The sequence below is a fragment of the Arthrobacter sp. 05L417 genome, from assembly GCF_056397865.1.
Genome location: NZ_JBFTOG010000027.1, coordinates 18,666 through 43,817, shown reverse-complemented (window position 1 = coordinate 43,817; position 25,152 = coordinate 18,666). Strand labels below are relative to the sequence as shown.

22 protein-coding genes are annotated in these 25,152 nt (G+C 64.6%); 13 read left to right on the top strand and 9 right to left on the bottom strand.

Annotated elements, in window-relative coordinates; translation table 11 throughout:
• Positions 1-6 precede the first annotated feature (6 nt).
• Genes AC1DJW_RS17885 through AC1DJW_RS17860 form a run of 6 tightly spaced genes read left to right on the top strand, consistent with a single transcriptional unit; the run spans position 7 to position 6,479 of the window.
• Complete coding sequence (locus AC1DJW_RS17885; protein ID WP_390277134.1) at positions 7-1,374, top strand: MFS transporter; 1,368 nt, start codon at positions 7-9, stop codon at positions 1,372-1,374.
• A gap of 2 nt (positions 1,375-1,376) precedes the next feature.
• Positions 1,377-2,507 (top strand): Gfo/Idh/MocA family protein, encoded by a 1,131-nt coding sequence (locus AC1DJW_RS17880; protein ID WP_306959959.1) that lies wholly within the window; start codon positions 1,377-1,379, stop codon positions 2,505-2,507.
• Positions 2,504-3,376: a sugar phosphate isomerase/epimerase family protein gene (locus AC1DJW_RS17875; protein WP_390277136.1), complete on the top strand. Its 873-nt coding sequence runs from the start codon at positions 2,504-2,506 to the stop codon at positions 3,374-3,376. The genes AC1DJW_RS17880 and AC1DJW_RS17875 overlap by 4 nt, the downstream gene beginning before the upstream one ends.
• Positions 3,373-4,533: a dihydrodipicolinate synthase family protein gene (locus AC1DJW_RS17870; RefSeq protein WP_476902064.1), complete on the top strand. Its 1,161-nt coding sequence runs from the start codon at positions 3,373-3,375 to the stop codon at positions 4,531-4,533. Before AC1DJW_RS17875 ends, AC1DJW_RS17870 begins: the two co-directional genes overlap by 4 nt.
• Positions 4,534-4,536: 3 nt before the next feature.
• On the top strand, positions 4,537-5,322 hold the full coding sequence (locus tag AC1DJW_RS17865) for an SDR family NAD(P)-dependent oxidoreductase (RefSeq protein WP_476902063.1): 786 nt from the start codon (positions 4,537-4,539) through the stop codon (positions 5,320-5,322).
• Positions 5,319-6,479, top strand: a complete 1,161-nt coding sequence (locus AC1DJW_RS17860; RefSeq protein ID WP_476902062.1) for a glycerate kinase — start codon at positions 5,319-5,321, stop codon at positions 6,477-6,479. Before AC1DJW_RS17865 ends, AC1DJW_RS17860 begins: the two co-directional genes overlap by 4 nt.
• Here AC1DJW_RS17860 and AC1DJW_RS17855 read toward each other — a convergent pair.
• From AC1DJW_RS17855 to AC1DJW_RS17845, 3 genes are all read right to left on the bottom strand, one after another.
• On the bottom strand, positions 6,476-6,835 hold the full coding sequence (locus AC1DJW_RS17855; protein ID WP_284752287.1) for a YegP family protein: 360 nt from the start codon (positions 6,833-6,835) through the stop codon (positions 6,476-6,478). The two genes, AC1DJW_RS17860 and AC1DJW_RS17855, sit on opposite strands and share 4 nt — an antisense overlap.
• 197 nt (positions 6,836-7,032) lie before the next feature.
• Positions 7,033-7,896: an HNH endonuclease gene (locus AC1DJW_RS17850; RefSeq protein WP_476902061.1), complete on the bottom strand. Its 864-nt coding sequence runs from the start codon at positions 7,894-7,896 to the stop codon at positions 7,033-7,035.
• Between the two features lie 28 nt (positions 7,897-7,924).
• On the bottom strand, positions 7,925-8,389 hold the full coding sequence (locus AC1DJW_RS17845) for a GatB/YqeY domain-containing protein (protein WP_476902060.1): 465 nt from the start codon (positions 8,387-8,389) through the stop codon (positions 7,925-7,927).
• 170 nt (positions 8,390-8,559) lie between these two features.
• Here AC1DJW_RS17845 and AC1DJW_RS17840 point away from each other — a divergent pair, with 170 nt between their 5' ends.
• Positions 8,560-11,055: an ATP-dependent Clp protease ATP-binding subunit gene (locus tag AC1DJW_RS17840; RefSeq protein ID WP_284752284.1), complete on the top strand. Its 2,496-nt coding sequence runs from the start codon at positions 8,560-8,562 to the stop codon at positions 11,053-11,055.
• Between the two features lie 44 nt (positions 11,056-11,099).
• Here AC1DJW_RS17840 and AC1DJW_RS17835 read toward each other — a convergent pair whose 3' ends face one another.
• The 4 genes from AC1DJW_RS17835 to AC1DJW_RS17820 all read right to left on the bottom strand — a co-directional run bounded on the left by AC1DJW_RS17835 (position 11,100) and on the right by AC1DJW_RS17820 (position 15,910).
• The gene (locus tag AC1DJW_RS17835) at positions 11,100-11,966 is read right to left on the bottom strand and encodes an SDR family oxidoreductase (RefSeq protein WP_476902059.1); all 867 of its coding nucleotides are present in this window, start codon (positions 11,964-11,966) and stop codon (positions 11,100-11,102) included.
• A 27-nt stretch (positions 11,967-11,993) separates the two neighbouring features.
• Positions 11,994-12,419 carry an SRPBCC family protein gene (locus tag AC1DJW_RS17830; RefSeq protein WP_284752282.1) on the bottom strand — a complete coding sequence of 142 codons (426 nt, stop codon included), beginning with the start codon at positions 12,417-12,419 and terminating at the stop codon, positions 11,994-11,996.
• A 144-nt stretch (positions 12,420-12,563) separates the two neighbouring features.
• Entirely contained in the window at positions 12,564-14,678 is a 2,115-nt protein-coding gene (locus tag AC1DJW_RS17825) for an ABC transporter permease subunit (RefSeq protein WP_476902058.1), read from the bottom strand.
• A gap of 8 nt (positions 14,679-14,686) precedes the next feature.
• Complete coding sequence (locus AC1DJW_RS17820) at positions 14,687-15,910, bottom strand: sugar ABC transporter substrate-binding protein (protein WP_459341608.1); 1,224 nt, start codon at positions 15,908-15,910, stop codon at positions 14,687-14,689.
• A 413-nt stretch (positions 15,911-16,323) separates the two neighbouring features.
• Here AC1DJW_RS17820 and AC1DJW_RS17815 point away from each other — a divergent pair, with 413 nt between their 5' ends.
• A complete protein-coding gene (locus AC1DJW_RS17815; RefSeq protein WP_059389950.1) occupies positions 16,324-16,686 on the top strand; it encodes an SPW repeat protein in 363 nt (120 codons plus the stop codon).
• A 123-nt stretch (positions 16,687-16,809) separates the two neighbouring features.
• On the opposite strand, the gene AC1DJW_RS17810 is transcribed toward AC1DJW_RS17815, so the two are convergent.
• A complete protein-coding gene (locus AC1DJW_RS17810; RefSeq protein WP_390277159.1) occupies positions 16,810-17,808 on the bottom strand; it encodes a zinc-dependent alcohol dehydrogenase family protein in 999 nt (332 codons plus the stop codon).
• 115 nt (positions 17,809-17,923) lie between these two features.
• Complete coding sequence (locus tag AC1DJW_RS17805; protein ID WP_476902057.1) at positions 17,924-18,979, bottom strand: zinc-dependent alcohol dehydrogenase family protein; 1,056 nt, start codon at positions 18,977-18,979, stop codon at positions 17,924-17,926.
• Positions 18,980-19,121: 142 nt separating this feature from the next.
• Here AC1DJW_RS17805 and AC1DJW_RS17800 point away from each other — a divergent pair, with 142 nt between their 5' ends.
• From AC1DJW_RS17800 to AC1DJW_RS17780, 5 genes are all read left to right on the top strand, one after another.
• Positions 19,122-20,132, top strand: coding sequence for a LacI family DNA-binding transcriptional regulator (locus tag AC1DJW_RS17800; protein WP_284752277.1), 1,011 nt, complete (start codon positions 19,122-19,124; stop codon positions 20,130-20,132).
• A 102-nt stretch (positions 20,133-20,234) separates the two neighbouring features.
• Entirely contained in the window at positions 20,235-21,965 is a 1,731-nt protein-coding gene (gene araB / locus AC1DJW_RS17795; RefSeq protein ID WP_476902056.1) for a ribulokinase, read from the top strand.
• Complete coding sequence (locus AC1DJW_RS17790; RefSeq protein ID WP_476902055.1) at positions 21,962-22,669, top strand: L-ribulose-5-phosphate 4-epimerase; 708 nt, start codon at positions 21,962-21,964, stop codon at positions 22,667-22,669. The genes araB and AC1DJW_RS17790 overlap by 4 nt, the downstream gene beginning before the upstream one ends.
• A 34-nt stretch (positions 22,670-22,703) precedes the next feature.
• Complete coding sequence (gene araA / locus AC1DJW_RS17785; RefSeq protein WP_459341614.1) at positions 22,704-24,224, top strand: L-arabinose isomerase; 1,521 nt, start codon at positions 22,704-22,706, stop codon at positions 24,222-24,224.
• Positions 24,221-25,123 carry an aldose 1-epimerase family protein gene (locus tag AC1DJW_RS17780; RefSeq protein ID WP_390277173.1) on the top strand — a complete coding sequence of 301 codons (903 nt, stop codon included), beginning with the start codon at positions 24,221-24,223 and terminating at the stop codon, positions 25,121-25,123. Before araA ends, AC1DJW_RS17780 begins: the two co-directional genes overlap by 4 nt.
• The last annotated feature ends 29 nt before the right edge of the window (positions 25,124-25,152 follow it).

Below are 25,152 nucleotides of genomic sequence, written 5' to 3'. Positions count from 1 at the left end.
AAGTCAGTGAACACATCCCTACACACCACGGCGGCCCACCCGCCGCGGGTCAAGAACAGCCCCACGCGCGCTGCCATCGCAAGCATGGCCGGCGGCACGCTGGAATATTACGACAACTACATTTACGCCTTGGCTGCCGCCCTCGTCTTCGGCAAAGTCTTCTTCCCGGAAGCGGGCGGCGTTGCGACTCTGGCAGCCCTGGCCACTTTCGCCGTTTCCTACGTGGCCCGGCCGATCGGCGCGATTCTGCTGGGACACTTCGGGGACCGGATCGGACGCAAGAAGGTCCTCGTCTTCATTCTCATCCTCATGGGAACATGCACGTTCCTCGTTGGTTGCCTACCCGGATACTCCCAGATCGGAGTTTGGGCGGCAGTCCTCCTGGTGACTCTTCGCATCCTCCAAGGCATTTCCGTCGGCGGCGAGACTGCCGCGGCCACAGTACTCACCATCGAGGTATCGCCGGAAGGGCGCCGGGGCTTCTTCACGAGTTGGGCCCCCAACGGGATCGTCGGAGGCTTCGTCCTGGCCACCCTCATCTTCGTACCGATCTCCGCACTACCCAAAGACCAGCTGCTCAGTTGGGGCTGGCGCATTCCGTTCCTCCTCAGCGCCCTCGTCACAGTCGCCGGTCTCATCATCCGTGCGAAGCTCACCGAGCCGGAAGCATTCCTTGAAGCCAAGGAGGAGCACGCCTTGGTGAAGGTACCGGTGGTCGAAGTGTTCCGCTCGCATTGGGGTGCCATCGTCCGGGTCACCTTCTGCTCGCTTGCGTTCGCGATTGACACCGTCATCAAGGTCTTTGCGCTCTCATTGGCGACGTCTGTCTATGCTGTCCCGAGCAGCACCATGCTGTGGGTCCTCATCGTCAGCCACGTGTGCGCCCTCGTGACCCAGCCTTTGTTCGCTGCCCTCTCTGACCGCATCGGGCGGAAACCGGTATTCATAGCAGGCAACATCGGATCCGCGGCCATGATCTTCGCGTACTTCGCCTCCATCCAATCCGGCAACGCGCCACTGCTCTTCGTGGCGGGATTCCTTTCGGTTTCCTTCGCCTACGCGGCCATCAACGCCACCTACCCGTCGTTCTTCGCGGAAATGTTCAACCTGAAGGTCCGCCAGACCGGCATGGCCCTCGGCTTGCAGATCGGCCTCATCGCAGCCGGGTTCGCGCCGACCATTTACACCGCGCTGACGGCCGGCCACCCGGGCGACTGGATGCCGGTCGCCACCATCTCCGCCGTCATCGCCCTCATGGCCGCAGCCAGCGCCCTCACCGCAAAGGAAACCTTCAAAGTGCCCCTGGAACAACTGGGAGCCCCGATTTCCACCGCCCGCGTGCGTCCTTCCACGTCGAATCCCTCAGGAGAGTAGCAATGAACCACCCCTTCCGCGTAGGAATCGTCGGCTGCGGCAACATCGCCGACAACCACTTCCAGTCCTACTCCGCGTTGCCCGACGTCGAAATCGTCGGAGTCTGCGATGTCGCCGTCGAACGCGCACAAATGTTCGCGGCCGAACGTGGCATCGCGCACGCTGTCCCCTCGGTGAGGGAACTTATAGCGCTGGGAATCGACGCCATCAGCGTCTGCACACCGCACCCGACGCACGAGGCCGTCGTGGCCGAAGCCGCGTCCGCGGGAGTGCACGTTCTATGCGAAAAGCCAATTGCCACCGACACCGGCGCCGCTGAACGAATGGTCAGCGCCGCCGAAGAGGGCGGCATCACCCTGGGGGTGGTGTTCCAGCGCCGCTTTTGGCCCGGCGCCCGGGCCCTCCGGACAGCCATCGACGACGGTCGCCTCGGCACACCGATGCTTGGACACTGCCAAGTACTCCTGCACCGCGGCATCGACTACTACGACGCGGCCGCTTGGCGCGGCACCTGGGCTGCGGACGGCGGCGGAGTGCTCATGACCCAGGCAATCCACAACATCGACCTCCTTCAGTGGTTCATGGGGGACCCCGTGGAGGTCAGCGCCAAGGCCGGTTCCTTCGTCCTCGGCGACACCATCGAAGTCGAAGACACCGCGGCTGCGCTCATCACCTTTGCCTCCGGAGCCATAGCGACACTCAGCGCTACGGTCGCCGCCAGCCCGAACCTTGGCACGCGCATCGTCGTCACTGGAAGCAACGGTGCGACGGTGCAGGTCACGGAATACCCGGAAGGCTCCGACGCGGTGAACGACCTGTGGGCAATACCCGGCGAGGAACGGGCCGGGACGGTATTCCCGGATGGTTTGAGCGGCGATATCCCTGTGGCGGAAGTCAACGCACGGCTCCTGCCCTTGCACAGAGTCCAAGTGGCCGACTTCGTCGATGCCATTCGCTCCGGACGGCAACCAGCCGTCACCGGACGTGAAGCCATGAAGTCGCTCCAAATCGTCGCCGCCGTCTATGAATCGGCTCGTACAGGGCTACCGGTTCAAATCCGCTCCGCGTCTGTGGAATCGCGCCACTTCACCCATCTGTCGCACTCATTGGCCGAAGCGGGGAAATCCCGATGACGCACGTCCGCAGCGAAACGGTGGAACTTAGCCTGAACCAGGCCACCACCCGCCCCTATCCATTGACTGAGACAGCCGAAGCGGCAATGCAAGCGGGCATCCGGCACATCGGTTTGTGGATCGAACCGGTGGAGGAGATCGGAATCGCCCGCACCCGGCGGTTGCTCGCCGACACAGGCTTGTCGGTCAGCTCCGTTTGCAGGGCTGGATTCCTCGCGGACAAAGAAGGCGCCGATCTACGGGCGGCGCTCGAAGGAGTCAAGCGGGCCTTGGAGCTGTCCCGCGAGGTCGGCAGTCCAATGCTGACGCTTATCGCCGGCGGTCTCCCGGCACACGACCGCAGCATTCAGCACGCTGAAGTCCGGCTCCGGGCCGCCATCGAGGAAGTGGAGCCGTACGCCCGCGACGCCGGCGTGAGACTCGCGCTCGAACCTCTGCATCCACTGTTCGTCGGCACGCGGAGCATTGTGACAACCATCGCCCAGGCGCTGCAGGTCACCGCCGACTTCCCCGCCGACACTGTCGGGCTACTCATAGATGCCTATGCCACGTCCTGGGACAGCCGCTTCCATGACGATGTGCTGGCCGCGGGTCCGCGGATCGCGGGCTACCAAGTCAGCGACTTCGCACTGCCCCTTCCTGTCCCGGAGAACATGAACGGCCGCCTCTTTCCAGGGGACGGCGAAATCGATCTAGCAGCCCTCACCGCTTCGATCCGCCACGCCGGCTACAGCGGACCCATCGAAGTCGAAATTTTCAACGAAGACATCTGGAAGCTACCCCTCGAGACGATCATCAAGCGCACCGTCTCCAGCTTCAACCGCTATGTCGGCGAACCCCTCAACGAATCGGAGCGTCAACCAGCATGAAGACCCTGACCACCATTCAGCTACCCGCCGCCTCCGGCCGGCATCGGACCCTGGAACTAGCCCAGCCGGCCACGCTGGAAACACTGACTGCGCCGCCCACATCACGTGTTGCTTACGCGGCCGGGCACGTCGTCGCCGACCCGCTACGGTCCGGCGCGGGATCTCCGGCCGCCATCGACTGGGATGCCACTCTCCAGCTCCGGCATTCCCTCTGGAACCTTGGACTTGGTGTCGCGGAGAGCATGGATACCGCCCAGCGCGGAATGGGGCTCGGACCGGCAGTAGCGCTCGAACTCGCACGGCGCACACTTGCCGAAGCCAAAAGCGTTGGCGGCTCGGTCGTCGTCGGAATCGCCACCGACCAACTGGACGCCGCACCTCATTCACTCGAAGAAATCACCGACGCCTACATCGAGCAGCTGGGCGAAATCGAGGCAGTCGGGGGCAGTGTCGTCATGATGGCAAGCCGTCATCTGGCCCGCACCGCGAGCGGGGCCGACGACTACTTCAACGTCTACGGCAAGGTACTGGATGCGGCCACGCGGCCCGTGATCCTGCACTGGCTGGGCTCGATGTTCGACCCCTCGCTGGAGGGCTACTGGGGCGCCCCTACCATCGCCGATGCCTCGGAAACAGTCTTGGCGCTCATCCGTGCGAAAAGGGAAAAGGTCGCAGGGATCAAGATCTCGCTGCTCGACAAGGACCATGAGATCAGCTTCCGTCGGCGGCTTCCCGCCGGCGTCCGCCTGTTCACCGGCGATGACTTCAACTACGCCGATCTCATCGCCGGGGACGAACAAGGCCACAGCGACGCGCTCCTGGGCGCCTTCGCCGCAGTGCCCCGGTTCGCGTCTGCGGCTTTCGCCAAACTCGACAAAGGAGACGTCGTGGGATTCCGCGACATCCTGGAACCCACGGTCCCTCTCAGCCGGCTCATTTTCGAAACCCCGACACAGTACTACAAAGTGGGCGTCGCCTGGCTCAGTTACCTCACCGGATGGCAAAGCCACTTCAGGATGGTCGCCGGGCTCGAATCCGGCCGCTCGATCCTCCACCTCGCGGACCTCTTCGATGCGGCCAACGGCATCGGCCTGTTCCCTGAGCCCGACCTTTCGGCAGCACGGGCGACGGCGTACTTCCGAGCACAAGGACTGTAGCCAATGGCCCAATACAGCAACCCCGCCCGCGCCGTGGCTGATGCGTCCGCTCAGATGCCCGCCGCAACTCCTTCATTCTCCGATCTCCGCTGCCTGATCGTAGGCGCCGCGTCCGGAATCGGCCATGCAACCGCGGAACTGCTCAGTACGAAAGTTGGCAGAGTCATCGGCGCCGACCTCCCGACCTCCCAATGGCCGGCAGCTCGAACGCCATACTCTCAGCTTCCCATCGATGTTTCCGAACCCCAATCAGTTGAAGAGGCTGTCGAGCAAGCTATCTCCTTGGCCGGAGGCCTGGATGTAGTCATCAACACCGCAGGAATCCTCGGGAAAGTTCAACCCTCCGTCGAAGAAACCCTCGAAGAGTTCGACAGGCTTCTCCGCGTGAACCTTGTTGGTGCGTTCGCACTATCAAAAGCGGTGCTTCCAGGTATGGCGGCGAACGGATTCGGCCGGCTCATCCACTTTTCGTCCACCGCGGGAAAGGAGGGCGTGGCCGGGATGACCGGCTATTCCGCCAGCAAGGCAGGAATCACAGGTCTGGTGAAGGCCTTGGCACGGGAATATGCGACGACCGGAGTCACCGTCAACGCAATCGCACCGGGCAAAATCGACACCCCCTTGGTGAGCGGGCACCCGCCTACTCCGCAAGACCTCGAACGGATCCCCATGCATCGGCTGGGCACAGCGGAGGAGGCCGCCGCGCTGATCGAGTACATCATCTCGCCCAACGCTTCGTACACGACCGGCTTCGTTTATGACCTATCCGGCGGAAGGGCCACCTATTGACCACCACACACGATGCGCGGCTTTCTTCCCGGCCGCTGCGAATTCTCGTCGCTCCCGACAAGTTCAAGGGGTCCCTTACCGCCGGGCAAGCCGCCGATGCTATTGCCGCAGGCGTGCTTGATGCCGCTCCTGACAGTGAGATCACCCTCCTTCCTGTCGCTGACGGCGGTGAGGGGACGATCGATGCACTTGTTGCCGCAGGGGCAGACCTCCACCATCTCACCGTCAGCGGCCCGCTTGGCGAACCAGTGGAAGCGGCCTGGGCCTCTCTCAAGGACACGGCGGTCATCGAGATGGCCCAGGCCGCCGGACTGCAGCTCATTCCACAACCATCTGCAGCAACAGCCGAAGATGCCTCAACGTATGGCGTCGGTCAATTGATTCTCGACGCCCTCGACTCCGGATTCCGCAAGATCATCGTCGCTGCCGGGGGCGTTGCCAGCACCGATGCGGGCGTGGGGGCGCTTTCGGCTCTTGGCCTGACGGTTCTCGATCCAAGCGGGACCGTGATCACACACAGCAGTGACGCCGTGTGCGGGACCGCTATTGACGGATCCACTCTCGACCCACGACTGGCTGGCGCCGAAGTGGTCATCGCCACAGATGTCTGCGTCCCCCTTGTCGGCGAACGAGGGGCGGCACACCTTTTCGGTCCCCAGAAGGGCGCGGACCCGGTGACCATTGAACGCCTCGAACGCCGCCTTGAGAGATGGAATGGCCTCTTCTTCGGCGCGTTCGGCGTTGACGCCTCAGCCACGCCAGGTGTGGGTGCCGCGGGCGGATTCGCAGTCGGCTTCCTTGCAGCGGGTGTTGGCCGGATCGCGCCGGGCATCGAGCTCATCGGGGAACTCATCGGCCTCGATACCGCCATGAGCGGTTCCGATCTGGTGATCGTTGGAGAAGGTTCACTCGACGATCAATCCTTGGAAGGAAAAGCTCCAATTGCGGTAGCCCGGGCCGCAATGCGTCGGGGCATTCCCGTCCTTGCCCTCAGTGGCATCATTCAGGCCGAAACAAGATCACGCCTCCACCTCAACGGGATCGGTGCGGCTGAATGCATCAGGGATCTAACCGAGGACAGGGACGACGCAATCAGGAACGCACGGCCACTGCTGCGTGTCCTCGCGGCGCGGGCAATGGCTTCACGCCTCGTCTAAACCGGTGCAGGATGGTCGACCAGGGCGGGGGTGTGCCAGGGGCGGCCGGTTCTTTCGCGTGGTGGAAGAGGACTATGGTGCCGCGGCGGGACGGGAAGCTGCGGCATTGGGGCAGGACTGGTTTGCCGTACGGCGGGAACCGGTGGCGTGGGTGATGTTCCGCGAACGGGGACTTCGGGGCATAGATCGGTGATCAGGCCCATTCCTGCATATTCGCGTACGTCACTGATGCCGCTCACCGCGGCGCGCTTGTCGGGAAAGGACTTGGAGACGGCTACCACCGTTCCGTCCGGCGCTTTGAGCCTGAATCTGAAGCTCGTGTCCTCGTCGATGAAGAGTTCAAACATCCCGGCCATGCGTATCCTCCTGAACAGCGGGCGGCACGTGACGCCCGGTAGGTCTCGCCGGGTCCTGGGCGCGGCGTTGCGCCCAGTGGTTTTAGTCCGGCAAATGGATCATCTGACTCACAGTGCGTGGTGCTCGCCACACGGTGTAGTTAACCAAAATACGGGGAAGAGCCTTGGCTGGCTAGTGCACCAGGGCGGAACCACGTTTACCGCTGCTCAAGGATCCGGTGCGCGGCGTCCTGGGCGGCCAATGATCTGTCGTCTACAACCTGGCCGGGCAAGTGTCCGGCGGCGGCGATCGCCCGCCGCAACTCGGCCACGGTGCGAGGGGTGCCCACGCCCCGGTGTGCCATGGCGTGGCAGTTGGCACACAGCGGCACGAGGTCCGCTATGGGGTCCAGCCGGTAGCCGCTGCCAAGCTGTGAAACGGGAACAACGTGGTGGACATGGATGAAGTCTTTGCCGATGTCCCCGTAGCTTACTTCGAAGGAGAAGGTGCACACGGCACAAGACGTTCCATGGAAAGCCAGGCAGATCCGACGGGCCTCGGGGTCCCGTTCGTAGCGGTTCGTTTCAATCCTGCTGACTGCTCCTTCCGGGTAGGTCCCTGGGACGATCTGGCCCGGCTCGGAGGCCGCCGGTCCGTGCTCCCGCCACACGCGTTGAAGGCCCGGTCCTGACTCTGTCGGAATGAATCGTCCGGAACCGCGGAAGGTGTCCCAGGCCACGTCCGGCACCTCGCCGCAGAGGACGCTCGACGGTATCTGGCCGCCGAGGGGGAGTAGGGCATTGAAGGCCACGCTTACGTACCACGCAGTACTCTTCGGCCCGGAGCGTTGTGGCGCCTCATAGCTTTCGGACATGACGACGCCGTGTCCTATCAGCCCACGTCCGTGTGGACCCTCGCCTTGCAGGAGAAGCCATGCTTGGTTGCCTGGCTGGATCTTCCGGTGCTGCCCGACGTTCCACGCCTCCAGGAATTGGCCTGTTTCGGCGACCTGCTCGAGCACAGCCTCGTAGTTCCAGTCGTTCCAAAGCCGTGGATTCCATCCCAGGATGATGGCTGCCATGGCTGCTCCTCCCTGCGTGCCGGTGAATCTATGCGAGTCGGGTCCGGACGATCTCGCTGACGGCCTTACCGTCGAAACGGCCGGCAACCTTTGCTGTGACGGGTTTCATCACGGCGCCCATCTGCCTGAGCGTGAGTTCCTGTCCATTGGCCTTCAATTCGGCGATTGCCTCGTCAACGATGTCCTCGACTTCGGCGGGCGTCAACATTCTGGGCAGGTACGCCTCGATGACTTCGGCTTCGGCGACTTCCGCCGCGGCGCGCCCGGCCGCGCCGGCCTCCGTGTAAATGCGGGCCGTGTCCCTGCGCTTAGCGGCTTCCTTCTGCAGCAGGGCGGTCACCTGGGTGTCGTCCAGCTCAACGGGTGCCTTGCCGGACTTCTCACGCGTTTCGATTTCGCCCAGGACGTTGCGGACCGTCGTGAGTGCGGTCTTGTTGCGGTCCTTCATGTGGACTACGACGTCGGCATGCAGGCGTTGCTTCAGGGTGCTCATGGTATTCCCTCTACTTAGTGGTTGCTTTCATTCTTCACGGTCTGGACCGTCTGTGCAGAAGATCCATGCAGCCCGCCGGCCCGGTATCAAAAATTCTGCCTCCGGCGATCCCCCAAGAAGGCCCTCGGCGACGTAGCATCAAGGTAGGCGGCTGCCAGGAGTGTGGCGAAATGTTTGAGAGATTTACGGACCGTGCCCGTCGCGTTGTTGTGCTTGCCCAAGAAGAGGCACGCATGCTCAACCATAACTACATCGGTACCGAGCACATCCTTTTGGGTCTGATCCAGGAGGGCGAGGGGGTTGCCGCCAAGGCGTTGGAGTCGATGAACATTTCGCTCGATGGCGTTCGCGAGCAGGTGCAGGAGATCATCGGCCAGGGCCGGCAAGCCCCATCCGGCCATATCCCGTTCACCCCGCGCGCCAAGAAGGTACTTGAACTCGCACTCCGGGAAGCCCTGCAGCTCGGCCACAACTACATCGGTACTGAGCACATCCTGCTTGGCCTCATCCGCGAGGGTGAGGGCGTTGCCGCGCAGGTGCTTGTCAAGCTTGGCGCCGACCTCGGCCGCGTCCGCCAGCAGGTCATCCATTTGCTTTCCGGCTACGAGGGGAAAGACCCCACTGGGACGGTTGCCGGACCGAGCCAGGCCGAGGTGGCTCCTGCCGGTTCGGTGGTGCTGGACCAGTTCGGCCGCAACCTGACCCAGGCCGCGCGGGAAAACAAGCTCGATCCTGTGATCGGCCGCGAGCTGGAGATGGAACGCGTTATGCAGGTCCTCTCCCGCCGCACCAAGAACAACCCCGTGCTGATCGGCGAGCCCGGCGTCGGAAAGACCGCCGTCGTCGAAGGCCTCGCCCAGGCGATTGTCCGCGGGAACGTGCCGGAGAGCCTGAAGGACAAGCAGCTCTACACGCTCGATTTGGGGTCCGTGGTTGCCGGTTCCCGTTACCGTGGTGACTTTGAAGAGCGACTGAAGAAGGTCCTCAAGGAAATCAGGACACGCGGGGACATCATCCTCTTCATCGACGAGATCCACACGCTCGTGGGCGCCGGCGCTGCAGAGGGTGCCATCGATGCTGCGTCCATCCTCAAGCCGTTGCTGGCGCGCGGTGAGCTCCAGACCATTGGGGCCACCACTTTGGATGAGTACCGCAAGCACATCGAGAAGGATGCCGCGTTGGAGCGCCGCTTCCAGCCGATCCAGGTCCAGGAACCCTCCGTGGCCCACACCGTCGAGATCCTCAAGGGCCTGCGGGACCGTTATGAGGCGCACCACCGGGTGACCATCACCGACGGCGCGCTGGCGGCCGCGGCGAGCCTCTCCGAACGTTACGTTTCGGACCGCTTCCTGCCGGACAAGGCGATTGACCTGATCGACGAGGCGGGTGCACGGCTTCGCATCCGCCGCATGACCCGTCCGCCGGAGCTGAAAGCGATGGATGCACGCATTGCCGAGGTGAAGATGGAGAAGGAATCGGCGATCGACGCCCAGGACTTCGAGGGCGCCGCGTCGCTGCGCATGAAGGAGCAGAAACTCGTCGCCGAACGCAGGGAAAAGGAGCTGAAATGGAAGTCCGGCGGCACGGAAGGCAATTCCGAGGTGGACGAGGAGCTGATCGCCGAGGTTCTCGCGAACTCCACCGGCATCCCGGTCTTCAAACTCACCGAGGAAGAATCCAGCCGCCTCCTCAAGATGGAGGAGGAACTCCACAAGCGCGTCATTGGGCAGAATGAGGCGATTAACTCGGTGTCACGTGCCATCCGCCGCACACGTGCTGGCCTGAAGGACCCAAGGCGTCCGGGTGGCTCGTTCATCTTCGCCGGCCCTACCGGCGTCGGCAAGACCGAGCTCGCCAAGGCGCTGGCCGAGTTCCTCTTCGCTGATGAAGAGGCCCTCATCACGCTGGACATGTCCGAGTACTCGGAAAAGCATTCCGTTTCGCGTCTCTTCGGTGCCCCTCCGGGCTACGTCGGCTACGACGAGGGCGGGCAGCTGACCGAGAAGGTCCGCCGTCGTCCGTTCTCCGTGGTTCTGTTCGACGAAGTGGAGAAGGCGCACTCCGACTTGTTCAACTCGCTGCTGCAGATCCTCGAGGACGGCCGCCTGACGGATAGCCATGGCCGGGTGGTGGACTTCAAGAACACGGTGATCATCATGACCACCAACCTGGGCACCCGCGATATCTCCAAGAGCGTGGCCACCGGCTTCCAGTCCGGCACGGACACCACCACCGGCTACAACCGGATGCGTGCCCGTGTCACAGAGGAGCTCAAGCAGCAATTCCGCCCCGAGTTCCTCAACCGCGTTGACGACGTCATTGTCTTCCCGCAGCTCACGCAAGAAGAGATCATCGAGATCGTGGACCTGATGATCGGTCGCTTGGAACAGCATCTGGCCGACAAGGACATGGGCATCGAGCTTACCGACGCCGCCAAGGTCCTTTTGGCCACCCGCGGCTACAACCCGGCCATGGGCGCCCGGCCGCTGCGCCGCACCATCCAGCGCGAGATCGAGGACCAGCTCTCCGAGAAGATCCTCTTCGGCGAGCTGCACCCGGGCGACATCGTGGTGGTCGATGTGGACGGCGAGGGCGACGACGCCAAGTTCACCTTCGCGGGCAACGCCAAGCCCCGCATTCCCGACGCGCTGCCCGCCGTAGGCTAAGGCGAGTTGACAGACTGCCCCGCCAGGCCGCCGTCGGACCTGTCTCAGTCAAGCTTGTGTCCGAGGCTGGTGAGCAGGCGTGCGACGGCGTCCTCGGCGGTTGGCGGCGGCCCGAAGACCTCGCGTTGCCGTGAGGTGTCGGCGACATAGCGGCCGGTCCGGAACCACTCCATCATCGCCTCAAAGTCCGCCCCCATCTGGTTGATCGGGTTGAGGACGAGCTCGATCCGCCGGCCGAGCATTCGGGCAGAAATATCGGCGATGTCCTGCATGGTTACCGGCCGGTCCCAACCGATGTCGATGCGCTGCCCCTCGACGCCGCTCGCGTCGACTGCCGCCGCAAGGTATCCGGCGAGGTCACTGGCAAGAATGTACGTCAGGGGAACGCTCGACGACCCGAACCATATGAGCCGCCCCTCGCTGAAAGGGTCGCCGAAGCGGGCGATCTGCTCGAGGAAGGCGCCCGGACGCAGAGCCACGAACGGGACCCCGAGTTCTTCCAGGCGATCCTCGGTCAGTTTCTTGTGCCAGAAGTGCGGAACATCCGGAGTCTGATCGCACGTGAGGATGCTGGTGAGAACGAATCGGCGAATACCGGTGCGGCTGGCCGCATCGACGAGGTTGATGTTGCCCACCGTGTCGGTGAGAGGGGTGTCGCCTTCCCGGTGATGGGTGTATCCCGCCGCTGAGGTGATCACAGCGTCGACGCCGTCCATGGCTCTCGCAAGCGATTCCGGGTCCATCATGTCGCCACGTGCGATCGTCGCCCCTGCTTCTTCCAGGCGGCCAGCATCCGAACCGGGCCGCACCAAGGCGCGGACCTGTTTTCCGCCTGCCAGCAGCCTGGACACTACCTGGCTGCCGAGCATCCCGGTTCCGCCGACCACAAGCACTGGTCCAGACTCAGTCATCTACTTCTCCACCTCGCGGCGCCACCCTCAGGTTTCGTTTCCACGCGACTCTATGAACTCCTTGAATTTCTTCAGGTCCGCCTTCACCTGCATCGCGTCAACTTGAAGCGCGGCTCCAGCCTTCTCCATGACGGTTTCGGGCGCCCATTCGAAATGTACCTTCACGTGCGTGTGGTCGGCGTCCAGCGGCGAAAACCTGATGATGCCGGCGTGCGACTTGCCGTCAATACTGCGCCAAGCAATCCGATCATCGGGTTCCTGGTCGACTATTTCCGTATCGAATTCCCGCTCCACACCCCCTACCTTGGTGACCCAATGGTTGGTGGTGTCGCTCAGCTGGGTTACGGATTCCACACCGGGCATGAACCGGGGAAACGACTCAAACTGCGTCCACTGCTTGTAAGCCGTATGGACGGGAACGGCCACGTCAATCGCTTCTTCAACCTTTTGCATCTTTCCTCCTCGCTCGGACTTGCGTGAGCCGGCCGCAGGGATGGCCAATGGGGCCGTCCCTCCGGAAAGCCAGCCACTCTTGAACGTTAAGCCAGCTGATTATCCGCGTCTAGACCTGCCACAACCGCGGGCATAGTTGCCTCCTTAGGTCCGGGAGCGCCCGCGGCGTGCGACGGCGTCGATCGTCACGGCCGCGACGAGAACCAGCGCCGTGACAACGTACTTGGCCGGTGCGCTGTAGCCCTGCAGGCCCATGCCGTTATCGATCGTAGCGATCACCAGCCCGCCCAGGACCCCGTGCAGCACCTTGCCGCGCCCGCCGAAGAGGCTGGTCCCGCCGATTACCGCGGCCGCCACGGCGTAAAGCACCAGCGTGCCGCCGTCGTACGACGTCGAGACGGAACGGAGCCGTGACGCGTAGACGATTCCGCCGATTCCTGCGGTGAAGGAAGCGAGAATGAAGGCGAGAGTGCGGATGCGCGCAAGGTTTACGCCTCCCCGCCGTGCGGCCTCGGCGTTGCCGCCAATGGCGTAGACATAGCGGCCGAACCGGGTACGCCCGAGCAGCAACGTCCAGACGGCGAGGACTCCGAGCACCACGAGAAGCACCCACGGCACGCCGCTGATTTCGACCAGGGTTCCCCGGTCCGTATTGCAGAGCCAGACGATGGCCACACCGGCGGCGAGCACCGCCGCGATCTTCAGCGCGCTCACGCTGGCGGGCGGCGCGACGAGTCCGGTATTGCGCCGGCGGGCGTCCCGCAGCCACGTCCATGTGCTGAACGCTCCGACGACGACGAGCATGAGGATCCAGCTGGTGACGGGGCTGAGGTTGCCGCTCGCGATGTTGTTGATGACGGTGTCGTTGATAGGCACCACGCCGCCGCTGCCGAGGATGATGAGCATCACGCCAAGCCAGCCGAGCTGGCCGCCAAGAGTTACGACGAACGACGGCAGTCCGAGCCGGGTGATGATCGTCCCGTGGAGCAGTCCGATCCCGGCACAGCTCAGCAGGCCGACGGCGATCGCCGCCCACCATGGCCAACCGGTCGACTCCTGGACGAGTTCGGCCATGATGACGCCGCCCACCCCGCCGACGTAGCCGATGGACAGATCGATCTCGCCGAGCAGGAGCACGAAGACCTGTCCCATCGCCAACAGCATGAAAACCGAACCCTGGATAAGCAGGTTCACCATGTTGCCGGGAGTCAGGAAGTTCGGGTTCAGCGATTGGAACAGTACCGAGATCAGCAACAGGCCCGCGAGAACCGGCAGCACTCCGCTCTCGCCGCCCCGGACCCGCGCGAACGCCGCGCGGAAATATTCGGGGAGCGAAGTCGCGGTGATGTCCGGGTTCAACGCCAATGCGGCCTTCCGCTTGGCGGCTGCCGTGGTCGGTTCGTCCTGGAGCACGGCTGCCGCGGAGGGGAGGGGCCCTTTGCCGGCGGTGAGCGGGCGCTTCGACGGCGGCGGTGCGAGTTCCGGCTTTGCCCGATCGGAGAACCCTGTGGTCATCAGGTCGACCACTATCTGCCGGTCCATTTCCGTGACGGGTCTGATTGCCACGAGCTGCCCGAGCCTGAGCACGGCGATGCGGTCTGCGACCTCGAACACGTCGTTCATGTTGTGCGAGACGACGATGACGGCAACGCCACGGTCGGCGAGCTGGCGGATCAGATGAAGGACGACCTCCGTCTGGGCGACGCCGAGGGCCGCGGTGGGCTCGTCCATGATGACGAGCTTCGAGTTCCACAGCACCGACTTCGCGATCGCCACGGACTGGCGTTGCCCGCCGGACAGTGAGGCGACGGGCTGCCGGATGGAACGCACGGTGGTCACGGCCAGGCTCGCGAGCGTCTCCCGGGCCGCGATCTCCATGCTCTCCTCGTCGAGGAGAAAACGGCGCAGGCGTTCGCGGCCGAGGAACAGGTTCTGCACGATGTCGAGGTTGTCGCACAGTGCCAGGTCCTGGTAGACGGTCTCGATGCCGAGCGCCGCGGCTTCGTGCGGCGAGTGCAACCGTACGGGCTGGTTTTCCCAAAACAGCTGCCCGTCGTCGGGGGTGTGAATGCCGGCGACGCATTTGATCAATACCGATTTGCCCGCGCCGTTGTCGCCGGCAAGCGCAGTCACCTTGCCGATCGGCACCTCAAGGGTGATGTCGACCAGTGCCTGCACCGGCCCGAAGTTCTTGTCGATGCCCTCCAGCCGAAGCAGGGGCCCGACGTCGGCGGGGTCCGGGGTTGCCAACTCACTCATCGTTCGGACTACTGGATACCTGCCGCGGTGCACGCGTCCTTCACCTGTGAGATGCACAGCGAAGAGCTCGTCACGGCACCGTCCTTGACGACCGTGTCCGCCATGTTCTTCGTGGTCACCCACAGCGGGGTCAGCAGGACCGATGCGACGTCGGCCTTCGCGGTGTCGTCTGTGGTCTTGCCGTTTACCAACGTTGACGGAACGGTCACGCCCGCCCGCAGGTAGAGAGCTGCCGCGGCGGCCGCCTGGGCCTCAAAGTAGATCGGCTTGTACACCGTTCCGCACTGGTACCCCTTCAGGATGTTCTGCAGGCCGGACAAGGACGCATCCTGGCCCGTCGTCGGGAAGGTCTTGGCGGGAATTTGCTTGCTCTGCAGGTAGGCGATCACGGCGTTGGCGTTGTCGTCGTTAGGCGTGACCACTGCGTTGATGTTCGGGTGGGCGGTGTACTGCTGGGCGAACGTCGTCTGCGCTACCGACGGCGTCCAGGTGCCCGCCGGCTCTCCTACGTTGACGTATTCGCCATTGTCGAAGTGCGGCTTGAGTACGCCGTTGTAGCCTTCTGCGAACAGTTTCGCGTTGTTGTCGGTTGGGTCACCATCCATGACCAGGATGTTTGGTTTGGTGACTTTCCAGTCTGCGATGCACGTGACCTCGCCTTGGCCGATCAACTGACCAACCTTGACGTTGTCGAAGCTGACATAGGTGCGATCCTTTGCCCCGCCTTTGACGAGCCGGTCATAGTCGATCACTTTGACGCCGCGCGCGCTGGCGGCCGCCTCGATGGCTGCGCCCGAACCGGAGTCGAGGGCGTCGACAAGCAGCACGGATGCCCCGGCCGTGATATCAGCCTCGGCCTGCGTCTGCATCGTGCTTGCGCTGCCCTGCGCATTGTCGATCTTGAACTTGGAGGAATCGAGTCCAGCGGCTTCAAATGCCTTCTTGAGGTACGGGGCATCGAACGTGACGTATCGCGCCGAAGTGGTGGTGTCCGGCAGCAGCACGCCCACCATGCCCTTTCCTTGTGAAGCGAGTGACGTGAGCTGTTTCATCGCCGAGAAATCCGCCGTGAACGCATCCGCAGATATCTGCGGTACCGCTCCTCCGGAACTCGCGGCGCTCGACGGCGACGACGATGTGCCCGTGCTCGAGCATGCGGCGAGTGCCGTGATAGCGAGGGTTGCAATGAAGGCGGTTCCGGCGCCTCGTGCCGGGACCTTCATGTTTAACATTTCTTTCCTTCTGTTGGTTGCGACTGCAGGCGACCTGGCGGGGTCGGGCCGGAACCTGGGCGTTGGCGGCGGACGCAGGTACACGCCGGAGGCCACGGCGGTTCGCACCAACGGACGTCGATGAGTCAGCACTGGGCTGACTGCGACGTTACGACCAGCGACTCGATATCACGGGGTCCTCTCCGGACGGACGTCCCGGCGACGCCGGGCATGTTCGTCGATGTTGCTCTATGACTACGTTGTAGACCGGAAGTCTGCTCTTAGCAAGGCTTCATACGCCGCAGGATTCGACGACGGCGGTCCATTACCGCACGCGTATGTCGGGAAGTAGCTGCGTGCGGATTTTGTTACACCAATACCGGAGTACTTGCTCGGTGCCCCGGAATGCAGTCCACATCACAGAGGTGGGTTCAATGAAGAAATGGACGCGATGGCAGGATTGGGTCACGGTTGTCGCCGGTCTCTATGCTGCTTTATCGGTCATCTGGACCACGGCCGCCGGCTCGTCGGCTGCCTTGATGGTCGTATTCGGCGCTTTGCTGATCGTTAGTGGTGTCATCAATCTGGCCATGCCCGGAACGCCGGTCATGGAGTGGGTGCAGGCGGCCTTCGGTGCCTTGCTGTTCCTTTCTCCGTGGCTAGGCTCGTACTCCATGCAAGCCGGAGTCGCCTGGACATCGTGGATCGCTGGCCTGGTGGCACTCGTCGTCACCGCGATGGCGATCAAGCCCAGCACCGAGGAACATCGGCATCACATGGTCAGCCCTTCGCACTGAAGTGTTGAACGCGATGTGTTGAAACGCTGAACAGCGGAATACCGACCGGCGGGCCGTCATCGGACCCGCCGATCGCCGTTTTTTGCTCCGGCCTGCCCGTCTGTGATGGGGGACATCCGCAGTTCAGACCTTCAGGACGGCAGCTCCGGTAACACGGCTACCGGCCAAATCCCGGAGCGCCCGATCGGCCTGAGCCAACGGATACACCGTCGTGGTGGGAGCCAGCGGAATTTCCGCGGCCAGGGACCAGAACTCTTCGCCGTCTGCCCGGGTGTTGGCGGTGACACTGCGGAGCTGCCGCTCATAGAAGAGATCGGCAGAATAGTTCAAGGGCGGTATGTCACTCAGGTGGATGCCGGCAATGGCGAGGGTACCGCCCCGGTCCAATGCCTTGAGGGCGACAGGGACGAGGTCCCCGACCGGGGCAAAAAGTATCGCCGAGTCGAGGGGGCTGGGCGGGGAATCATACGCGTCGCCGACAAACACGGCGCCCAGCTCGCGCGCCAGTGCACGGGCCGACTCCGAACGGGTCATCACGTAGACCTGCGCTCCTTGGTGGCGCGCCATCTGCGCCGTGAGATGGGCGGATCCTCCGAAACCATAGATGCCCAGCCGGCCACCCTCCGGAACAGCGGCCCGTTTGAGCGCCCGGTACCCGATGATGCCGGAGCACAAAAGAGGGGCCGCCTGTTCGTCCGAAAACCGGGGCGGGATGGCATAGGCAAAATCCTCGGACACCGTGAGTTGTTCGGCATAGCCACCGTCCCTGTCCCAACCCGTGAAGACGGGGGAGAGGCAAAGGTTCTCGTCGCCGCGGCGGCAAAACCCGCAGCTCCCGCAGGTTCCACCCAGCCATGCCACTCCGACCCTGTCACCGCGCCGGAACCGCACGCACCCTTCGCCCGTCTCGCTGACTACTCCTACTGCCTCGTGGCCGGGGACAACATTCGGCCTCCGAGGGGCGAGATCGCCCTCTGCCAGATGCAGATCCGTGCGGCAGACACCACAGGTCCGGACTCTGACCAGGAGCTCACGCACTCCTGGTTGAGGATCGGGGCGTTCGCCCCAAACAAGTGGCCCGGATTCAATCGGAGCTGGTTCCCGGACCCACCACGCACGCACGACTGTTCACTCCTTTGGGTTCAGGCCAGCCCTCCTATATGGATTCTCTCGCCGTTCCCGCGGGCACGCCACGGTCCACCTATCCCGCAAGAAGCCACGGGTTCCGACCACGGCCTCAGGGAGTGAGCAGGACCTTGATGGAGCGCCGTTCGTCCATGGCGCGGTAGGCCTCGGGGGCTTCCTCGAGCGGCATCACGGTGTCGAAGACCCTGCCCGGATTGATCTTGCCGTCGAGCACGTCCGCGAGCAGTTCGGGGATGTACGAGCGCGCAGGCGCCATTCCGCCGGCAATCGAGATGTTCGTGTCGAACAAGTAGCGCAACGGGGCTTCGGCTCCGCCTGTCGGGACACCGACAAAGCCGAGGGCGCCGCCCGGGCGGACACTGTGCAGTGCCTGTTCCATGGATTCCTTGGTCCCGACGCACTCCAGCACGGAGTCGGCCAAAACGCCGCCCAGCAACTCGCGGACCTTGGCTACGCCGTCCTCGCCGCGTTCTGCGACGATGTCCGTTGCGCCGAACTCGAGGGCAATCGCCTGGCGGTCGGCGTGCCGGGACATCGCGATGATTCGTTCGGCTCCGAGCCGCTTTGCTGCGAGCACGCCGCAGAGCCCTACTGCGCCGTCGCCTACGACGACGACCGTCCTGCCGGGGCCGACCTTCGCCGCGATGGCGGCGTGGTGGCCGGTGGCCATCACATCGGAGAGCGTCAGCAAGCTCGCGCGGAGGGCGTCGTCGGGCTCCGTGACGCCGGGAACTTTGACGAGCGTAGACTCGGCGAGGGGTACCCGGACGGCCTGGCCCTGGCCGCCGTCGATCGCGTGACCGCTGTCATCCTTGCCGCCCCAGCCTGCCAAGTGGTCGCAGGCCACTGTGACGCCAGCGAGGCACTGCGGGCATTTTCCGCAGCTGACCACGAACGGAGCGATCACGAAATCGCCGGGCGCCAGGGTGGTGACGTCGTTACCGACGCTCTCCACGGTACCGATGAATTCATGTCCGATGGCCGAAGGCTTGTGGGTGGCCTTGACACCGCGGTACGGCCACAGGTCCGATCCGCAGACGCAGGAGGCCGTGACTTTGACAACGACGTCGGTGGGCAGCTGGACCGTGGGGTAGTTACGGTCTTCAACACGGATGTCGCCTGGACCGTGGATGATGGTGGCGCGCATGGGACTCCTCAAATGGTGGTTGTTGGGCTTGGATCGAGTCTATCCCCGGCACGCCTGTGGTCCTGTACTGACCGGTAGCCTAGCCTGCGAGTCACAGCGGCCCCGTTCGCCGCATGGCCTCCACGTCGAGCACAATAGCCCCATGACAAATACCAGCGGGCGCTTGCCACGGCTTGAAGACGTAGCGGAACTGGCGGGAGTCTCGCACCAGACCGTCTCCCGGGTGATCAACGATCACCCCAACGTCAGTAAAGGCACCCGGGAGCGCGTCGAGGCGGCGATCGCCGAGCTGGGCTACCGGCGCAACACGGCCGCGCGGAGCCTCGTGACCCGCCGTTCCCAGACCATCGGCGTCCTGGCGAGCGAGCTGGCACAATACGGCCCGGCGAACACCTTGCTCGGCGTGGAACAAGCGGCGAGGGATGCCGGCTATTTCGTCAGCATCGCAGCCTTGAGGACGGTCAATCGCGAGTCGATCCTTGATGCGGTCCGGCATTTCCTGGATCAGTCCGTGGACGGGATCGTGGTGATCGTGCCGCATTCGGAAACCCTGCTCGCGTTGGCGGAAGTGAACCCCGGGGTTCCCGTGGTGGCCGTGGGGTCGCTGGGCGGCGCCTCCGTCGGCGGTGCCATGGTGGACCAAAGGCGGGGCGCGGAATTGGCCGTCAGGCATCTGGTGGATCAAGGGCATCGCCGGATCGGGCACGTGGCCGGCCCTCAGGACTGGATCGACGGCGTGGCCCGGTCCGAAGGGTGGAGCGAGGCCTTGCAGGCCGCGGGCCTTGAGGACGACCTGCTGGTGGTGGGGGACTGGAGTGCCGGCAGCGGCTATGACATCGGCAAGAAGCTTGCCGATGAAAGGACTGCCACCGCGCTTTTCGTGGGAAATGACCAGATGGCATTGGGCCTGCTGCGTGCGTTCAACGAGGCCGGTGTCCGGGTGCCCGAGGATGTTTCGGTGGTGGGTTTCGATGACCAGCCCGAATCGGGCTATTTCACGCCACCGTTGACCACGGTGCGCCAGGACTTCGAGGAACTCGGCCGGCGCTGCATGGATCTCATGCTGAGCGGCATCGAGAACGGGGAAAGTGTCGGCACCACCGTTGTGGAGCCCGAGTTGGTGGTGCGGCAAAGTACTTCGGCTCCCGCCTGATCGCTTTCTGTTCATGTGGGCTGGACGGCTTGACGTGAATTTTGTTAGCGCTCACAATAGAACCAATCCGCAAGGCTGCGGGCTGGCTTATTGGAGGACTTCATGGACGTCACAGCGGACGGCAACGAACATTACGTCATCGGCGTGGACTACGGCACGCTTTCCGGCAGGGCCGTGGTGGTGCGGGTCAGGGACGGCAAGGAACTGGGAAGCGGAGTGTTTGAGTACCCGCACGCGGTCATCACGGAGGCCTTGCCGGCCGATCTGGCCGGCGAGCCTGCTGGCCCAGCTGTCCGCCTTCCCGGCGAATGGGCGCTGCAGGTGCCGCAAGACTACCGCGACGTGTTGCGCCATGCGGTCCCCGCAGCGGTGCGCGACGCCGGGATCGATCCTGCCGCCGTCGTCGGGATTGCCACGGACTTCACGGCGTGCACGATGGTGCCGGTGAAGGCTGACGGCACTCCGCTGAACGAGCTGCCCGGCTTCGCCCGAAGGCCGCACGCTTACGTGAAGTTGTGGCGCCACCACGCGGCCCAGGAGCAGGCGGACCGCATCAACGCACTCGCCGCCGAGCGGGGCGAGGCCTGGCTGCCGCGCTACGGCGGGCTCATTTCATCTGAGTGGGAGTTCGCCAAAGGCCTCCAACTCCTGGAGGAGGACCCGGAAGCGTATGCGGCGATCGACCACTGGGTGGAAGCCGCTGACTGGATCGTCTGGCAGCTGTGCGGAAACTATGTGCGGAATGCGTGCACCGCGGGGTACAAGGGCATCTACCAGGACGGCGCCTACCCGTCCGGGGAATTCCTCGGGGCCCTGAATCCGGCGTTCACGGACTTCGTGTCCAGCAAGCTCGAACACACCATCGGCCGCCTGGGTGATGCGGCCGGTTACCTGACGGCCGAAGCCGCCGCCTGGACCGGCCTGCGCGAGGGCATCGCCGTCGCGGTCGGGAATGTGGACGCCCACGTCACCGCGCCTGCGGCGCGGGCCGTGCAGCCGGGACAGCTCGTCGCGATCATGGGCACCTCCACGTGCCACGTCATGAACGCCGACGTCCTTCGCGAGGTGCCGGGCATGTGCGGAGTGGTCGACGGCGGGATCGTGGACGGTCTTTGGGGTTACGAAGCCGGCCAGTCCGGGGTGGGCGACATCTTCGGCTGGTTCACCAAGTACGGAGTCCCGCCCGAATACCATGCAGCCGCCGAAGCAGCAGGGCTGGGCATCCACGAATACCTCACCGAACTCGCCTCCACCCAGGAGATCGGTGAACACGGACTCATCGCCCTGGACTGGCACTCGGGGAACCGGTCCGTCCTGGTGGACCACGAACTGTCCGGAGTGATCGTGGGCCAGACCCTCGCGACGCGCCCGGAGGACATCTACCGGGCCCTGCTGGAGGCCACGGCCTTCGGCACCCGCACCATCGTGGACGCCTTCCGCGACTCCGGAGTGCCGGTGAAGGAGTTCATCGTTGCCGGAGGGCTCCTGAAGAACAAGCTCCTGATGCAGATCTACGCCGACATCACAGGGCTGCCGCTTTCCACGATCGGCTCCACCCAGGGTCCCGCGTTGGGTTCGGCGATCCACGCGGCCGTCGCCGCGGGGGAGTACCCGGACATCCGGGAGGCCGCGGCCGCCATGGGATCCGAGCCGGGCGCCGTCTACACGCCGATCCCTGAAAACGTAGCCGCCTACGAGGAGCTGTTCCGCGAATACCGGACCCTGCACGACTACTTCGGCAGGGGAGCCAACGAGGTCATGCACCGGCTCAAGAAGATCCAGCGGAACAGCGCGTCGCTGCTTGCCGCGATCCCCGCGGGGGCCTCGGCATGAGCGCCCTGCTGGAGACGATTGCCCGGATCCGGGCCGAGGTGTGCGCGCTGCACGCCGAACTCACCCGCTACGAGCTTGTCGTCTGGACTGCAGGCAATGTCTCGGCCCGCGTCCCCGAGCATGACTTGATGGTTATCAAACCATCAGGGGTGTCCTACGATGCGCTGGCCCCGGAGCTCATGGTGGTCACGGACCTGCACGGCACACCGGTTTGCGGTATCAACACCGGGAGCGACGGCACGGTCGCGTGGGGCAATCCGGACCTCTCGCCGTCGTCAGACACTGCCGCGCACGCCTACGTGTACCGGCACATGCCCGACGTCGGCGGCGTGGTGCACACGCATTCCACCTACGCGACGGCCTGGGCCGCGCGCGGGGAACCGATCCCGTGCGTGCTGACCATGATGGGCGACGAATTCGGCGGCACCATCCCGGTGGGCCCGTTCGCGCTGATCGGGGACGACTCGATCGGCCGCGGCATCGTGGACACGCTCCGCGCCTCCCATTCACCAGCCGTCCTGATGCAGAACCACGGCCCGTTCACCATCGGCAAGGACGCCCGCTCCGCCGTCAAGGCCGCCGTGATGTGCGAGGAAGTGGCCCGCACGGTCCACATTTCCCGGCAGCTCGGCGAGCCGCTGCCCATCGACGCCGGCCAGATCGAGTCCCTCTACAGCCGCTACCAGAACGTCTACGGCCGCTAACGCGCCCCGCCCCCAAACTTTCAAGGAGAAACCCATGCCCATAGCCCACAACACCTCCCTAGAACACTACGAAGTCTGGTTCCTCACCGGCAGCCAGCACCTCTATGGCGAGGACGTCCTCAAGCAGGTCGCTGCGCAGTCCCAGGAGATCGCCGCCGCCCTGAACGCGTCTTCCGCTGTTCCGGTCAAGCTGGTCTGGAAGCCCGTGCTGACGGATGCTGACGCGATCCGCCGCACCGCGCTCGAGGCGAACGCGGACGATTCCGTGATCGGCGTGACCGCCTGGATGCACACCTTCAGCCCGGCCAAGATGTGGATCCAGGGACTGGACCTGCTCCGCAAACCCCTCCTGCACCTGCACACCCAGGCGAACGTGGCCCTGCCCTGGGCCGACATCGACTTCGACTTCATGAACCTGAATCAGGCAGCCCACGGCGACCGCGAATTCGGCTACATCCAGTCCCGCCTCGGCGTGCCGCGGAAGACCGTCGTCGGGCACGTCTCCAACCCCGAGGTCACCCGTCAGGTGGGCGCCTGGCAGCGCGCTTCCGCCGGATGGGCCGCCGTGCGCACCCTGAAGCTGACCCGCTTCGGTGACAACATGCGCAACGTCGCCGTCACCGAAGGGGACAAGACCGATGCCGAGCTCCGCTTCGGCGTCTCGGTCAACACCTGGTCCGTCAACGAACTCGCCGACGCCGTCCACGGCGCGCCGGAGTCCGACGTCGACGCCCTCGTCGCCGAATACGAGCGCCTCTACGAGGTGGCAGCGGAACTGCGAGCCGGCGGTGCCCGGCACGAGTCGCTGCGATACAGCGCCCGCATCGAGCTCGGTCTCCGGTCCTTCCTGGAGGCGAACGGCTCCGCCGCGTTCACGACGTCGTTCGAGGATCTGGGCGCGCTGCGCCAGCTTCCCGGCATGGCCGTGCAGCGGCTCATGGCCGACGGCTACGGCTTCGGCGCCGAGGGCGACTGGAAGACCGCGATCCTGGTCCGGGCCGCCAAGGTCATGGGCGCCGGCCTGCCCGGCGGCGCTTCCCTCATGGAGGACTACACCTACCACCTGACCCCGGGACAGGAGAAGATCCTCGGCGCGCACATGCTCGAAGTCTGCCCCTCCCTGACTGCCACCAAGCCGCGGGTGGAAATCCACCCGCTGGGCATCGGCGGCAAGGAAGACCCCGTCCGCATGGTCTTCGACACCGACGCCGGGCCGGGCGTCGTCGTCGCGCTCTCGGACATGCGCGACCGCTTCCGCCTCGTGGCGAACGCCGTCGACGTCGTCGCCCTCGACGAACCGCTGCCGAACCTGCCAGTCGCCCGTGCGCTCTGGGAGCCCAAGCCCGACTTCGCCACCTCCGCCGCCGCGTGGCTCACCGCAGGCGCCGCGCACCACACCGTCCTTTCCACGCAAGTGGGCATGGACGTGTTTGAAGACTTCGCCGAAATCGCCCGGACCGAACTGCTCACCATCGACGAAGGCACCACCATCAAGCAGTTCAAGAAGGAACTGGCCTGGAACGCCGCCTACTACAAACTCGCCGGTGGACTGTGAACGGCGAGGAATTCCGGCTGGTCTCAGGGGACTACGCCGCCTCGATCGTCCAGCGAAGCGGTGCCCTGCGGCAGCTGACTTTCCGGGGTCGGGACCTGGTGGTCCCGTTCCCTTCCGGCGAACCGATCCCGGACTACCGGGGAATCATTGCCGCGCCCTGGCCCAACCGGATCGCGGATGGAAGCTACCGCCACGACAGCGCCGTCCTGCATCTTCCGCTCAACGAGCCCGCGAGGCGGACCGCACTGCACGGACTCGTCTTCGACCAGCTCTGGACCCTTCAAGCCGGCAGCGCCGATACACTCAGCCTGGGCTACGAACTTGCGGCCAGCGCCGGGTACCCATTCCGGCTCTCGCTGCAAGTGGACTATCGGCTGGATGGCGACGGACTGCACACCACGGTGACGGCCCGAAACCTCGGTGAACGGACAGCGCCTTACGGTGTGTGCCCGCACCCCTATTTGCTGGCAGGACCCGCCCCGCTGGACGACTGGACTCTCGAACTTCCCGCCGAATCCTTCATGGAGGTCACCGCGGACAGGCTGCTACCCCTGGGCACACGCGCCGTGGCCGGCCACGAATTCGACTTCCGCACACCGCGCACCATCGGCGCGACGGAAATCGATCACGCCTTTACGGACATCGCGTTCGACGACGACGGGACCGCCCGCATGGTAGTCCGCGACCCCTCTGGAACGGGTGTCGGCATGTCGTGGGACCGGAACAGCCCCTGGCTACAGGTCCACACCGCGGACAAGCCCACCCCCTTGCCTAACCGGCTCGGGCTCGCCGTGGAACCCATGACCTGCCCACCGGATGCCTTCAACAGCGGCCAGGACCTGGCCCGGCTGGAAGCAGGCTCGGTGCACGAGGCACAGTGGACCATATTCGCTGCGTGACCACAGGAGCGCTCGAATCGACCAAGGCC

What these genes read in the sequence shown, in the direction of transcription:
- AC1DJW_RS17880 (WP_306959959.1), top strand. Translation starts at nt 1,377, where the DNA reads ATGAACCACCCCTTCCGCGTAGGAATCGTCGGCTGCGGCAACATCGCC.
- AC1DJW_RS17875 (WP_390277136.1), top strand. Translation starts at nt 2,504, where the DNA reads ATGACGCACGTCCGCAGCGAAACGGTGGAACTTAGCCTGAACCAGGCC.
- AC1DJW_RS17870 (WP_476902064.1), top strand. Translation starts at nt 3,373, where the DNA reads ATGAAGACCCTGACCACCATTCAGCTACCCGCCGCCTCCGGCCGGCAT.
- AC1DJW_RS17865 (WP_476902063.1), top strand. Translation starts at nt 4,537, where the DNA reads ATGGCCCAATACAGCAACCCCGCCCGCGCCGTGGCTGATGCGTCCGCT.
- AC1DJW_RS17855 (WP_284752287.1), bottom strand. Translation starts at nt 6,835, where the DNA reads ATGGCCGGGATGTTTGAACTCTTCATCGACGAGGACACGAGCTTCAGA.
- AC1DJW_RS17850 (WP_476902061.1), bottom strand. Translation starts at nt 7,896, where the DNA reads ATGGCAGCCATCATCCTGGGATGGAATCCACGGCTTTGGAACGACTGG.
- AC1DJW_RS17845 (WP_476902060.1), bottom strand. Translation starts at nt 8,389, where the DNA reads ATGAGCACCCTGAAGCAACGCCTGCATGCCGACGTCGTAGTCCACATG.
- AC1DJW_RS17840 (WP_284752284.1), top strand. Translation starts at nt 8,560, where the DNA reads ATGTTTGAGAGATTTACGGACCGTGCCCGTCGCGTTGTTGTGCTTGCC.
- AC1DJW_RS17835 (WP_476902059.1), bottom strand. Translation starts at nt 11,966, where the DNA reads ATGACTGAGTCTGGACCAGTGCTTGTGGTCGGCGGAACCGGGATGCTC.
- AC1DJW_RS17830 (WP_284752282.1), bottom strand. Translation starts at nt 12,419, where the DNA reads ATGCAAAAGGTTGAAGAAGCGATTGACGTGGCCGTTCCCGTCCATACG.
- AC1DJW_RS17825 (WP_476902058.1), bottom strand. Translation starts at nt 14,678, where the DNA reads ATGAGTGAGTTGGCAACCCCGGACCCCGCCGACGTCGGGCCCCTGCTT.
- AC1DJW_RS17820 (WP_459341608.1), bottom strand. Translation starts at nt 15,910, where the DNA reads ATGTTAAACATGAAGGTCCCGGCACGAGGCGCCGGAACCGCCTTCATT.
- AC1DJW_RS17815 (WP_059389950.1), top strand. Translation starts at nt 16,324, where the DNA reads ATGAAGAAATGGACGCGATGGCAGGATTGGGTCACGGTTGTCGCCGGT.
- AC1DJW_RS17805 (WP_476902057.1), bottom strand. Translation starts at nt 18,979, where the DNA reads ATGCGCGCCACCATCATCCACGGTCCAGGCGACATCCGTGTTGAAGAC.
- AC1DJW_RS17800 (WP_284752277.1), top strand. Translation starts at nt 19,122, where the DNA reads ATGACAAATACCAGCGGGCGCTTGCCACGGCTTGAAGACGTAGCGGAA.
- araB (WP_476902056.1), top strand. Translation starts at nt 20,235, where the DNA reads ATGGACGTCACAGCGGACGGCAACGAACATTACGTCATCGGCGTGGAC.
- AC1DJW_RS17790 (WP_476902055.1), top strand. Translation starts at nt 21,962, where the DNA reads ATGAGCGCCCTGCTGGAGACGATTGCCCGGATCCGGGCCGAGGTGTGC.
- araA (WP_459341614.1), top strand. Translation starts at nt 22,704, where the DNA reads ATGCCCATAGCCCACAACACCTCCCTAGAACACTACGAAGTCTGGTTC.